10 protein-coding genes are annotated in these 12,904 nt (G+C 63.7%); 8 read left to right on the forward strand and 2 right to left on the reverse strand.

Annotated features, from left to right (window positions below; all coding sequences use genetic code 11):
- Positions 1-228 precede the first annotated feature (228 nt).
- A complete protein-coding gene (locus EN749_RS18865) occupies positions 229-2,247 on the reverse strand; it encodes a thioredoxin domain-containing protein (protein ID WP_128363695.1) in 2,019 nt (672 codons plus the stop codon).
- 64 nt (positions 2,248-2,311) lie between these two features.
- Here EN749_RS18865 and mnmE point away from each other — a divergent pair, with 64 nt between their 5' ends.
- The 5 genes from mnmE to EN749_RS18890 all read left to right on the forward strand — a co-directional run bounded on the left by mnmE (position 2,312) and on the right by EN749_RS18890 (position 8,439).
- The gene (gene mnmE, locus EN749_RS18870) at positions 2,312-3,643 is read left to right on the forward strand and encodes a tRNA uridine-5-carboxymethylaminomethyl(34) synthesis GTPase MnmE (RefSeq protein WP_128363696.1); all 1,332 of its coding nucleotides are present in this window, start codon (positions 2,312-2,314) and stop codon (positions 3,641-3,643) included.
- Positions 3,644-4,116: 473 nt separating this feature from the next.
- On the forward strand, positions 4,117-5,997 hold the full coding sequence (mnmG, locus tag EN749_RS18875; RefSeq protein ID WP_128363697.1) for a tRNA uridine-5-carboxymethylaminomethyl(34) synthesis enzyme MnmG: 1,881 nt from the start codon (positions 4,117-4,119) through the stop codon (positions 5,995-5,997).
- Complete coding sequence (gene rsmG / locus EN749_RS18880; protein ID WP_128363698.1) at positions 5,994-6,626, forward strand: 16S rRNA (guanine(527)-N(7))-methyltransferase RsmG; 633 nt, start codon at positions 5,994-5,996, stop codon at positions 6,624-6,626. Before mnmG ends, rsmG begins: the two co-directional genes overlap by 4 nt.
- A 52-nt stretch (positions 6,627-6,678) precedes the next feature.
- Positions 6,679-7,479 (forward strand): ParA family protein, encoded by an 801-nt coding sequence (locus EN749_RS18885; protein WP_081738757.1) that lies wholly within the window; start codon positions 6,679-6,681, stop codon positions 7,477-7,479.
- Between the two features lie 69 nt (positions 7,480-7,548).
- The gene (locus EN749_RS18890; RefSeq protein ID WP_128363699.1) at positions 7,549-8,439 is read left to right on the forward strand and encodes a ParB/RepB/Spo0J family partition protein; all 891 of its coding nucleotides are present in this window, start codon (positions 7,549-7,551) and stop codon (positions 8,437-8,439) included.
- A 274-nt stretch (positions 8,440-8,713) separates the two neighbouring features.
- Here EN749_RS18890 and holA read toward each other — a convergent pair whose 3' ends face one another.
- Entirely contained in the window at positions 8,714-9,760 is a 1,047-nt protein-coding gene (gene holA / locus EN749_RS18895) for a DNA polymerase III subunit delta (RefSeq protein ID WP_128363700.1), read from the reverse strand.
- Positions 9,761-10,207: 447 nt separating this feature from the next.
- On the opposite strand from holA, the gene EN749_RS18900 reads away from it, so the two are divergent.
- The 3 genes from EN749_RS18900 to EN749_RS38860 all read left to right on the forward strand — a co-directional run.
- Positions 10,208-11,440, forward strand: coding sequence for a 3-methyl-2-oxobutanoate dehydrogenase (2-methylpropanoyl-transferring) subunit alpha (locus EN749_RS18900; RefSeq protein ID WP_128363701.1), 1,233 nt, complete (start codon positions 10,208-10,210; stop codon positions 11,438-11,440).
- Positions 11,441-11,443: 3 nt separating this feature from the next.
- Positions 11,444-12,457: an alpha-ketoacid dehydrogenase subunit beta gene (locus tag EN749_RS18905; RefSeq protein WP_127271317.1), complete on the forward strand. Its 1,014-nt coding sequence runs from the start codon at positions 11,444-11,446 to the stop codon at positions 12,455-12,457.
- Between the two features lies 1 nt (position 12,458).
- On the forward strand, positions 12,459-12,904 hold a 446-nt coding region (locus tag EN749_RS38860; protein WP_348629364.1), incomplete at its 3' end, for a biotin/lipoyl-containing protein.

A 12,904-nucleotide genomic window follows, 5' to 3' on the forward strand; every position in this document is an offset into this window, starting at 1 on the left:
GGCCAACGGGCAACTGCTTGCGCTGCCCCTCATCCGCCTGCCGGCACCTTCTCCCCGTATAGTGACGGGGAGAAGGGAGATGGCCGCACCCTCGGCGCTCGTTTGAAAATTGGCGAAACCGTCCATGACGGCGTCTTTCTCCCCGTCCCTATACGGGAGAAATGCCCGGCAGGGCAATGAGGGGCGGCGCCAGCGCCGCAATTTTGGGCTGATCGAGCAGCGTTGCCCTTATAGCCCTCGCAACAATCGTTCCAACTCTTCAGCATCCGTCACGACCGGCAAACACACCTGCCCAGTACACAACCATGCACCCGCCTCGTTGGTCGGCGGCAGGATTCCGCCAGGCAGCAAGGGTCGATTCGTACCCGTACCGATCGGCACGACAACGTCGACGCGGCGGGGGTCCGGACTTCGATTCGCAATCGGAACGAGCTTTGGATCGTCAAGCGCATCGACGATGACCAGTTTGAGTGGCTCGATCGCCAGCGCGCAGGCGTTGACGATGCCGGCCTGGCCATAGGCCTGGTGCGCCGCGCGGCCGGCGGCGTGCTCGGCAACTTGCCAGGCCCTTTCCTGCAGGTCGAGATTGCCGGTGACGGAGGCCAGCCGGACCAGTGCCTCGATGATCTGGCCGGTGGCGGAGGGAATGGCCTCGTCGACATCGCCGCGGATGCGGATCGGCACGTCGGTGCTGTCCGAGGCGGTCAGGTAATAACCTGTCTTTTCGGTATCGGCGTGCCAATGGTCGAGCTGCTCGATAAACTGGCCGGCCTGGTCGACATAGCTCCAATTCCCAGTGGCCTCGAACAGCGAGATCGCTGCGTTGGCCATGGCGGCATAGTCGCTGGACAAAGCAGGGAATAGTTTTCTGGCGCCGAGCATCGAATGCGGCAGACGGCCGTCGCGGCCGGCGGTGCTGATGTGGGCAAAGGCCTTTGCCGCCGCGTCGATCCAGTCGGGCCGCGCCAGCGACCGGCCGGCCTCTGCAAGCGCTGCGATCATCTGGCCGTTCCAGTCGGTGAGGGTCTTTGCGTCAAGACCGGGCCTGACCCGCTGTTCCCGCACGGTGAGGAGTTTCGCCTTGAGCGGGCCGATCTGTTCGCGATCGATCACATAGTGCGATTGTTGGGACAGGGTTTGGTGGACGACCGGCTTGCCTTCCCAACCGTGCGGGCTGGAGAGGATGAAGTGCTTGAAAAACAAAGCGGAATCGTCGCCGAGGGCGGCTTCTATCTCTTCTCGACTCCAGGTGTAGAACAGCCCTTCCTCGCCGTCGCTGTCGGCGTCGAGACTGGCGGCAAAAGCACCGCCGTCGACGCGCATTTCGCGCAGCAGCCACTCGATCGTCTCTTCGATTCGGACCCGGAACAACTCGTTGCCGCTTGCGGCATAGGCCCAGCTGCAGAAGCGGATCAGCTGGGCATTGTCGTAAAGCATCTTTTCGAAATGCGGCACCAGCCATTCGGCGTCGGTCGAGTAACGGCTGAGCCCGCCGGCGATATGGTCGTAGATGCCGCCGCTGAGCATCTGTTCGAGGCTGTTGAGGACGTCGTCGCGATGGCTGGCGTTGCCGTCGCGCAGCCAGGACAGCCACAGCGTTTGCATGAACGGCGCATTGGGGAATTTCGGCGCGCCACGCAAGCCGCCCAGATCGCGGTCAATCATGCCGTCTATGCCCTTGGCAAGCTCAGCCAGCGTGTCGCGATCGAGCCCTGTTTTCGCGTGCGAGCCGGCGAGCCGGGCTTCGACATGTGTGGTCAGGCCGTCGGCGCTCTGGTTGAGGCTCGCCCGCTTCTCGCGCCAGGCCTTGTCCACCGCCTCCATCACCTGGATGAAACCGGGGCGCCCATAGCGTGGCTCGCGCGGAAAGTAGGTGCCGCCCCAGAACGGCTTGCCGTCCGGCGTCAGGAACATCGTCAGCGGCCAGCCACCCTGCTCGCCCATCGAGGACAGCGCCGCCATATAGATCTGGTCGATGTCGGGGCGCTCCTCACGGTCGACCTTGATATTGACGAACAGACGGTTCATGACGGCGGCGACACCATCGTCCTCGAAGCTTTCATGCGCCATGACGTGGCACCAGTGGCAGGCGGCATAGCCGACCGAGAGCAGGATCGGCCTGTCCAGCGCGTTGGCCTCTTCGAGCGAAGCCGGCGACCAGGCGCGCCAGTGCACGGGATTGCCGCTGTGCTGCTGCAGATAGGGGCTGGCTTCTTCGGCAAGCAGGTTTTGCGCTGGCAGCGTCACTGGGCAAACTCGGGTGCGATTGGCTGATGGGCGTAAAGCTAGGGCGGTTCGGTAGAGTGGGCAAATGATTTCAGGCGATTCCATCGTAGCGCTGTCGAGCGGCCGGCTCCCGGCCGGCGTCGCCGTTATCCGTATTTCCGGCCCGCAGACTCGATTCGTTGTCGAAACGATTGCCGGTGGTATGGTTAAGCGCCGCATCGCGGTCTTGCGCAGATTCAGGGCGCCTGACGGGACCGTGCTCGATAATGGCCTTGTCGTCTTCTTTCCCGGACCGGCCAGTTTTACGGGCGAGGATGTGGCGGAATTCCACGTTCATGGTGGACGCGCCGTGGTGGCCAGGATGCTGGAGACGATAACTGGTTTCGACGGCGTCAGGCACGCGGAACCGGGCGAATTCACGCGCCGCGCCTTTCTCAACGGCAAGGTTGACCTGGTCGAGACCGAGGCGCTGGCGGATCTCGTCAACGCCGAAACCGAGGCGCAGCGGCGTTTTGCTGTCCAAAATGCCGAAGGCGCTCAGAGCGAACTCTATCTCGGCTGGCGTCGCAGGTTGATCCACGCCCGCGCCATGATCGAGGCGGAGATCGATTTTGCCGATGAAGATGATGTCCCCGGTTCCGTTTCGGACGCGGTTTGGTCTGATGTCCGTACCATGATTGATGAAATCGACCGCCATGTTGCCGGATTTCGTGCTGCCGAGATCATCCGTGACGGCTTCGAGGTCGTTATCCTTGGCGCGCCGAACGCCGGTAAGTCGAGTCTGTTCAATGCCCTGGCCCGGCGGGATGCCGCTATAGTAACGGATGAACCCGGCACGACGCGGGATCTGCTTGAAGTGACACTTGATCTCCAGGGGCTGCGGGTCCGGCTTACAGATACGGCCGGGCTGCGCGATGCGCCGGGAAAGGTCGAGGCTATCGGCATCGAGAAGGCGAGGGCCAAGGCACATGGCGCCGATCTCTTGCTGTTGCTTCAGGACATCGCGAACCCAAGAGATGTCGGCGAGCTGCCGACTGTGGCGCCGACCTTGCGCGTAGGCACCAAGCTCGATCTGCTGGAAGACCGCGCGGCCAGTGACGCGACGGAGGATTATGACCTTGTCATTTCGGTAAAGAACTGGACGGGCGTCGAGGAACTGCTGGGGGAAATCGGCCGGCGGGCAGCGGAAGCAGCCGGCAGGGTCGGTGATGTCCTGCCATCGCGCCTGCGCCACGTCGAATTGCTCGGCGCAGCGAATAGCCACCTGCGTCGCGCAACGGACGGCCGGACTGTCGGGCAGGAATTGCGCGCCGAGGAGTTGCGGCTTGCAGCAGATCGCCTGGGCCGTATTGTCGGCGCCATCGACGTCGAGGACATGCTGGACGTGATTTTCTCACAGTTCTGCATTGGGAAATGACTCACGTGAAACGATGTGCTCTCGTAAAATGAATCAGTTTGTCGATGCAGAGATTTTGATGGACCGTTTGCGGAACGCCCCATCGCTTCGTCATCCACGGGCGGAGCAAGGAGCGTAGCGACGGGGCGCAGACCTGAGGATCCATGCCGCGACTTCTGAGCGCGCGCCACGGTGCAGAATTCTGATCCGCTGTACTCTTTGGCCAAGATCACGGCATGGATCCTAGGGTCTCCGCGACGTCGCTTCGCTCCTGCTTTGCCCTAGGATGACGAACGTTGCGAACGCTTGGGTAAGACCTTCGAGCAGCGGCAAGGTGCGACTCACGTGAAACATCGGTGCCCCGATGACTCACGTGAAACACACGCGATGGCGGTGCAAGGCTGTTTCACGTGAAACGACTCGCGGAGTTTTCTTGACAGCCAAGCCTCGCGGGGACATGTGTCCCTCAATCATTCGAGTCTGGGAAGTTTGTGATGACCAATCACTATGATGTGGTTGTGGTGGGCGGCGGTCACGCGGGTTGCGAGGCGGCCAGCGCTGCCGCGCGCACTGGTGCCAAGACCGCGCTGGTGACACTGCGCTTCGGCACGATCGGGGTCATGTCCTGCAATCCGGCGATCGGCGGGCTCGGCAAGGGCCACCTGGTGCGCGAGATCGATGCCATGGATGGCCTGATGGGCCGCGTGGCGGACGCGGCCGGCATTCAGTTCCGCCTGCTCAACCGCCGCAAGGGTCCCGCCGTGCGCGGCCCTCGTACGCAGGCCGACCGGAAGCTTTATCGTCTTGCCATGCAGGAAGCGATTCGGCAGCAGAACGATCTCGACGTGGTTGAAGGCGAGGTTCTGGATTTTGAGATCGCCGATGGGCGGATCACGGCTGTTCTCCTGGCCGACGGCAGGCGGCTTGCCTGCGGTGCGGTCGTCCTGACGACCGGGACTTTTCTGCGCGGCCTCATTCATATTGGCGAGAAGAAGATTGTCGCCGGCCGCATGAACGAGCAGGCCAGCCTTGGGCTCTCGGCGACGATGGACCGCGCAGGCTTCAAGCTTGGACGGCTGAAGACCGGGACGCCGCCGCGGCTCGATGGCCGGACCATCGACTGGACGACGCTGGAAAGCCAGGCCGCGGATGCGGATCCGCTGCCGTTCTCGCTGATGACCGACCGCATCGAAACGCCGCAGATCGAGTGCGGCATCACCCGCACGACGATGGCCACGCATGAGCTGATTCGCGCCAATCTCGGCCGCTCGGCCATGTATTCCGGCTCGATCGAGGGCGTTGGGCCGCGTTATTGCCCGTCGATCGAGGACAAGGTCGTCAAGTTCGGCGATAGGGATGGGCACCAGATATTTCTGGAGCCGGAAGGGCTGGACGATGATACCGTCTATCCCAATGGGATTTCCACCTCGTTGCCCGAAGATGTGCAGATCGATATATTTAAAACCATTCCGGGGCTGGAGCGCGCAATCATGCTGCAGCCCGGCTATGCCATCGAGTATGATCATGTCGATCCGCGCGAACTGCATCAGACGCTGGAGACGAAGCGCGTTGGCGGCCTGTTCCTCGCCGGTCAGATCAACGGCACGACCGGCTATGAGGAAGCAGCCGGGCAGGGCCTGCTCGCCGGCCTCAATGCGGCACGGCGGGCGGCGGGAAGCGAGCAAATCGTGCTCAGCCGCACCGAGGCGTATATCGGCGTGATGGTCGACGATTTGACCAGCCGCGGCATCGCAGAGCCCTACCGGATGTTCACGTCACGGGCCGAGTTCCGACTATCGCTGCGTGCCGACAATGCCGATGAGCGACTGACGCCTCTGGCGGCGAAACTGGGCATCGCCTCGGCACAGCGCATGCAGCGCTACGGGCAGGTCATGCAAAGCCTGGATGAGGCGCGGGATTTGGCGAAGTCGCTCGCCATGACGCCGAATGAGGCGGCGCGGCACGGGCTGGACATCAACCGGGATGGCGTGCGCCGGTCCGGCTATGAATTGCTTTCCTATCCCGACGTCGACGTCGCTTGGCTGGCTGGCGTCGATCCGCGCTTTGCGGCGATCGACGGCAAGACGGCGGAGCGCCTCGAGACGGAAGCGAAGTATTCTGTCTATCTTGATCGCCAGAAGACCGACGTGGCGCAGATCCGTCATGAGGAGAGCCGGCTGATCCCCGAGACGGTCGATTTCGCCGGAGTGCCGGGTCTGTCGAACGAGCTGAAGCAGAAGATGCAGGCGCGGCGGCCGCGCTCCATCGCCGATGCCCAGCGCATGGAAGGCATGACGCCGGCGGCGCTGGCGATCATTGTCGCGCATGTCCGCCATGCAGAGAGCGCCCAGCGCCTACAAAAGGATGTTGCGTGAGTAGTATTTCCCTAGGGAGCCTGCAGGACGCGGCAGGCCCGGTTTCACGTGAAACATTCGATCGGCTGGTGGCGTTCGAGCAGATGTTCCAAAAATGGAACCGCAGCATCAACCTGGTGGCGCAGTCGACGTCGGGCGATGTCTGGCAGCGCCATATCCTGGACAGCGCCCAACTCGGGCGCATAGAACCCGTTGCCACACGCTGGGTGGATCTCGGCTCGGGCGGTGGATTTCCAGGCCTTGTGATGGCGTTCCTGCTGGCCGAACGCGACGGCGCCAGCATCGACCTAGTTGAAAGCAATCGCAAAAAGGCGTCCTTCCTGCAGACCGTCGTCGGCCAGTTCAGCCTGCCGGCGCGGGTCGTGGCGCGCCGCATAGATGACAGCCACGCGCTTGTTTCGACGCCGCAAATCGTCACGGCGCGGGCGCTGGCTCCGCTTTCGACCTTGCTGGAGCTGTCGGCGCCCTGGCTGATTTCGGGCGGGCGCGGCCTGTTCCACAAAGGCCGGGATTACCGCACCGAAGTGCAAGAAAGCGTTCACCGATGGTCCTTCGATCTGGTAGAACATCCAAGTGTGACCGACGTTGGCGGCGTCATCCTGGAATTGTCCAACCTGCGACCTGTCTGATCCGTCACTGACAGGCGATTTGGCGCCCAAAATGAATTTCTGGCATAAACCCATGATGAAGAATGGCCCCCGAATCATCACCGTAGCCAACCAGAAGGGCGGCGTTGGCAAGACGACGACCGCCATCAATCTGGCGACCGCGCTGGCTGCGATCGGCGAAAAGGTGCTGATCGTCGATCTCGATCCGCAGGGAAATGCCAGCACCGGCCTGGGCATCGACCGCAAGGACCGGACGGTGTCGTCCTATGACGTGCTGACCGGCGAGCTGGAGCTGGAAGCCGCGGCCATCCCCACAGCCGTGCCGGGCCTGTCGATCGTGCCGTCGACGCTCGACCTGCTCGGCATCGAAATGGAAATCGCCTCCGCGCCCGACCGGGTGCTGAAGCTGCGCAATGCGCTGCGCGCCGCGACCGAGCGCGGCGCACCGTTCGGCTATGTGCTGATCGACTGCCCGCCATCGCTCAACCTTTTGACGTTGAATTCAATGGCCGCGGCCGATTCTGTTCTCGTGCCGCTGCAATGCGAGTTCTTCGCGCTCGAAGGTCTCAGCCAGTTGCTGGAGACGGTCGAGCAGGTGCGCCGCTCGATCAATCCGGATCTCACCATCCAAGGCATCGTGCTGACCATGTATGACGGCCGCAACAATCTCGCCAACCAGGTCGTGCAGGATGTGCGGGCGCATATGGGCGACAAGGTCTACGAGACCATCATCCCGCGCAATGTGCGGGTGTCCGAGGCGCCGTCCTACGGCAAGCCGGCGATCCTCTACGATTTGAAATGCTCGGGCAGCCAGGCCTATCTGCAACTGGCATCGGAAGTGATCCGCCGCGAGCGCAAGTTACGCGCCGCTTGATGAGGCCGGATGCATAGTTAAGAGCCGATTCGATACCGAAACGATTTGGAATAGCCAACTGGAATAAAGATGAGCGAAGATCTTTCGAGAAAGAGACTTGGGCGTGGGCTGGCGGCGCTGATCGGCGAGATCGATCGCCCAGTAGCGCCTGAAAAACCTGGCATGAGCGCCGACGGCAAGGTGCCGATCGAGTTCCTGACCCCCAATCCGAAGAATCCGCGCCGGCATTTCGGCGACGCCGAGCTGACCGACCTCGCCCAGTCGATCCGCGAACACGGCGTCGTCCAGCCGGTGGTGGCGCGGCCTTCGCCGATAGAGGCCGGACGCTACGAGATCATCGCCGGCGAGCGGCGCTGGCGTGCAGCGCAGCGCGCCGGGCTGTCCGAGATCCCGGTCATCATCCGTGAGGTCAACGATCGCACCGCACTCGAACTGGCGATCATCGAGAACGTCCAGCGCACCGATCTCAACGCGGTCGAGGAAGCGCTCGGCTATCAGCAGCTGATCGACGAGCACGGCTACACCCAGGCCGATCTCGGCCAGGTGATCGGCAAAAGCCGCAGCCATGTCGCCAACACGCTCAGGCTCTTGAAGCTGCCGGACGTGATTCGCGACATGCTGGTCGACGGCGCGCTGTCGGCGGGCCATGCCCGCACGCTGGTGACGGCGGAAGATCCGGCGGGCCTTGCCAAGCGCATCGTCGAAGAAGGACTTTCGGTGCGCCAGGCCGAAGCGCTGGCGCAGATGCCGGCCGGCACCAGCAGCGCCAGGGAAGCCAGGCCGGCGCCAAGTCCTGACGAAAAGGACGCCGACACGCTGGCGCTGGAAAAACTGTTGACCGATACGATCGGCATGATCGTGTCGGTGGACCACAAGGGCAGAGGCGGCACGCTTCGGGTAGCCTATCGCTCGCTGGAACAGCTCGATGAGTTGTGCAGGCGGCTGAAGCAGGAACGATAATTAGCCGGCGAATTATCTTCAGGCCGGGTTTTTGGCGAAATCGGCGACGCCGCTAATCTCCCTCCTTGAGGGGGAGATGGCCGGCAGGCCAGAGGGGGTCGCCTCACACCAAGCGCCGGCGCCCCTGCGGAAGACATGAAGACGTAAGGAAGTAAGGAAGTAAGGAAGTAAGGAAGTAAGGAAGTAAGGAAGTAAGGAAGTAAGGAGGCCAGCGCTCCACGCGCAACGACCCCCTCTGTCGCCTTCGGCGACATCTCCCCCAAGAGGGGGGAGATCAGGCGCGCTGCGCCAGCCTGCTGCTTTCCACCGCAATCCCCAGCAATGCCTGCCGTGCCAGCGCCACGGAAAGGTCCGGCCGCCGTCGTGTCTGCAACACCGCCGTCTGCAGCCGGGTCAACGCGCGGCCGAGCGCGTCGGTGCTCCAGCGCTCCAGTGCCTTCTCGACCAGCTTGCGCCTGGAGAAAAACACTGGTGGCCGGGCGGCGGCGACGACCGAGGCGGCGTTGCGGTTGCCGGACTCCATCTGGCCGCGCATGATCTGGATCTGCTGCAACTGCCGCATCGCCGAGGACAGCACCAGGAAGGGCTGGCCGCCGGACTGGCAATGGCGAGTGAAGGCGATGTCGAAGTCGCCGATCTTGCCTTCGAGGAGCGCGTCGACCGCGTCGTCGAAAGACGCGCCGGAGACGTCGCCCGACATCGCCTTGACCTCCTCCAGCCCGATCTCGTTCTGGCCATGGGCATAGAGCACGAGCTTTTCGATCTCGCCGCGCGAGGCCAGCCGGTCGCCGCCGAGATTGCGGCGCAGCGCCTGTCTCGCCTCCATGGTCATCGACATGCCGGCCTTGCCCAGTTCGGCGTCGATGACGCCGTCGATGTCGCGCGCCTCATCGGCGTAGCAAGGCAGCGCCATGGCACTGTCGGCCGCCTCGACGATGGCGCGCAGGCCGACACCCTTCTTGAGATCGCCGGCCTCGATGAGAATGATGGCATCCCGCGCGGGCTCCGCCGTCAGCGCCTTGACGTCGTCGGCCAATGCCTTCTGGCCGCTGGCATTGCGCACCCACAGCAGCCGCCGGTCGGAAAACATCGGCACGGTGCGGGCCTCGTCGAGCAGCCGGCCCTCGTCACGGTCGACCTCCGAACCCTCGAGCCTGACCACCGAGAAGGGATCGTCGAGCGGCAGGCCGGTCTTGCCGGCAAACGCCTTCGCCCGCTCGGAGACGAGGCCGCGATCGGGGCCGTAAAGCAGGACGATCGAAATGCGCTGGTCCGGCTTCGCGAGCCAGCCGTCGACCTCGTAAGCTTTCTTCTGTGCCATGGCGGGTTGGTTAGCATGATGCGGGCGTGGGGTGAACCGGGGTGTGCGTGATCTCCCCCTCGAGGGGGAGATGGCCGGCAGGCCAGAGGGGGTCGGTTCGACTGGATGCGGCATTTTATGCGCCGAAAGAAGAAGTTGGCGCTCCATGCGCGGCGACCCCCTCCGTCGCCTTCGGCGACATCTCCCCCTCAAGGGGGGAGATTACGCTTCGCGCTTACCCAATCACCTTATCTGCCAGCGAACCCGGCTCAACCTTCTCTCTAATTGCGCGCCGGCGCCCAACATCGACAAGAAATTTCGCCGACATATCTTCATCTTGGTGCGTGGGAGGCTGGATCGGCCGGCGCGGCCGGAACCGACGTCCGAAGGCTACCCGACGAATTCGCACTGGCCTGGCGGTGCAGATATGCAAATATCGGCACCAGGCAACATTGGAGGACAAAGGTCATGGCCGATGCTGGGATGTTGCGTTTTCACGTTCCGGAACCGGAAGTGCGGCCGGGCGGAACGCCCGATTTCTCCAATGTGCCGATCCCGAAGGCCGGCTCGGTGCCGCGCCCCGAAATCGATGTCGATCCGCGCACCATCCGCGATCATGCCTTCTCGATCATCCGCGTGCTGAACCGCACTGGCGAGGCCGTCGGTCCCTGGGCCGGACTGCTTTCAAGCGACGAGCTGCTGGCCGGCCTACGCCACATGATGACGCTGCGGACTTTCGATGCGCGCATGCAGATGGCGCAGCGGCAGGGCAAGACCTCGTTCTACATGCAGCATCTGGGCGAAGAGGCGGTGGCTTGCGCCTTCCGCAAGGCGCTGGCGCCGGGCGACATGAATTTCCCGACCTATCGTCAGGCAGGGCTGCTCATCGCCGACGGCTATCCCATGGTCACGATGATGAACCAGATCTATTCCAACGAGGCCGACCCGCTGAAAGGCCGGCAATTGCCGGTCATGTATTCGTCGAAGGAGCACGGCTTCTTCTCGATCTCCGGCAATCTGGCGACGCAGTACATCCAGGCGGTCGGCTGGGCGATGGCCTCGGCGATATCGAACGATTCGCGCGTCGCAGCCGCCTGGATCGGCGACGGCTCGACGGCCGAATCCGATTTCCACTCGGCGCTGGTGTTCGCCTCGACCTACAAGGCACCGGTCGTGCTCAATGTGGTCAACAACCAGTGGGCGATCTCGACCTTTCAGGGCATTGCGCGCGGCGGCTCGGGCACATTCGCGGCAAGGGGGCTCGGCTTCGGCATCCCGTCGCTGCGCGTCGACGGCAACGACTATCTCGCCGTCCATGCGGTGGCCAAATGGGCGGCGGAGCGGGCGCGCAGCAATCTCGGGCCGACGCTAGTCGAATATGTCACCTACCGTGCCGGCGCGCATTCGAGCTCGGACGATCCGTCCGCTTACCGGCCGAAGACCGAATCTGACGCCTGGCCGCTCGGGGATCCGATCGTGCGGCTGAAGAACCATCTCATCGCGCTCGGCGTCTGGTCGGACGAGCGGCACGCGCAGGCCGAGGCGGAAATCCTCGACACGGTTATCGCGGCGCAGAAGGAAGCCGAAAGCCACGGCACGCTGCATGCCGGCGGCAAGCCGTCGACGCGCGACATGTTCGAGGGCCTCTACGCCGAGATGCCGCCGCATCTCAGACGCCAACGCCAGCAGGCGGGGGTCTGAGCCATGCCGAGACGGACCATGATCGAGGCCATTCGCGATGCCATGGACGTGTCGATGGGGCGCGACGACAAAGTCGTCGTGTTCGGCGAAGATGTCGGCTTCTTCGGCGGTGTCTTCCGCTGCACGCAGGGCCTGCAGGCCAAATACGGCAAGAGCCGCTGCTTCGACGCGCCGATCAACGAATCCGGCATTGTCGGCTCGGCCATCGGCATGGCCGCCTATGGGCTGAAGCCGTGCGTGGAGATTCAGTTTGCCGACTACATGTATCCGGCCTACGACCAGCTGACCCAGGAAGCGGCGCGGCTGCGCTATCGCTCGAACGGCGATTTCACCTGCCCGATCGTGGTGCGCATGCCGACCGGCGGCGGCATCTTCGGCGGCCAGACGCACAGCCAGAGCCCGGAAGCGCTGTTCACCCATGTGTCGGGGCTGAAGACAGTGGTGCCGTCCAACCCACACGACGCCAAGGGGCTCTTGATCGCGGCGATCGAAGACCCCGATCCGGTGATCTTCCTTGAGCCGAAGCGGCTCTACAATGGTCCGTTCGACGGCCATCACGACCGGCCGGTGACGCCGTGGTCGAAACATGAGCTCGGCGAGGTCGCCGACGGCCACTACACTGTGCCGCTCGGCAAGGCGGCGATCCGCCGGCCGGGTTCCGCCATCACGGTGCTCGCCTACGGCACCATGGTCTATGTCGCGCAGGCCGCGGCCGAGGAAACCGGCATCGATGCCGAGATTATCGATCTCAGGACGCTGCTGCCGCTTGATCTCGATACGATCGTCGCATCGGTGAAAAAGACCGGGCGCTGCGTCATCGTGCATGAGGCGACGCTGACGTCCGGCTTCGGCGCCGAACTGTCGGCGCTGGTGCAGGAAAACTGTTTTTATCACCTCGAAGCGCCGGTGGCGCGGGTCGCCGGCTGGGACACGCCCTATCCGCATGCGCAGGAGTGGGATTATTTCCCCGGTCCCGCCCGGGTCGGCCGTGCCCTGCTTGAAACCATGGGAGCCTGAGATGGGCGAACACATCATCAAGCTGCCCGATGTCGGCGAAGGTGTCGCCGAGGCCGAGCTGGTCGAATGGCACGTCAAGATCGGCGACATGGTGCGCGAGGACACTGTGCTTGCCGCCGTCATGACCGACAAGGCGACGGTCGAAATCCCATCGCCGGTCGATGGCGAAATCCTGTGGCTGGGCGCCGAGATCGGCGACACGGTGGCGATCGGCTCGCCCATCGTGCGGCTGAAGGTGGCGGGCGAGGGGAATGTTGTCGCAGACACGAAATCGCCAGAGGTCACAGCGGCATCTACCCCCACCCCTAACCCCTCCCCACAAGGGGGAGGAGGAGGCGCCACAGCTTCCAAGGGCGGAGCAAAACCTACCTCATCGTCATCAGCAAATCCCAAAGGAATCGAAGGCGGGGAAGCGGCGGCGACCGAATCCCCCTCCCCCTTGTGGGG

Origin of the sequence: Mesorhizobium sp. M7A.F.Ca.ET.027.02.1.1 (genome assembly GCF_004022985.1) — a bacterium.
In the GTDB taxonomy this organism is placed as follows: domain Bacteria; phylum Pseudomonadota; class Alphaproteobacteria; order Rhizobiales; family Rhizobiaceae; genus Mesorhizobium.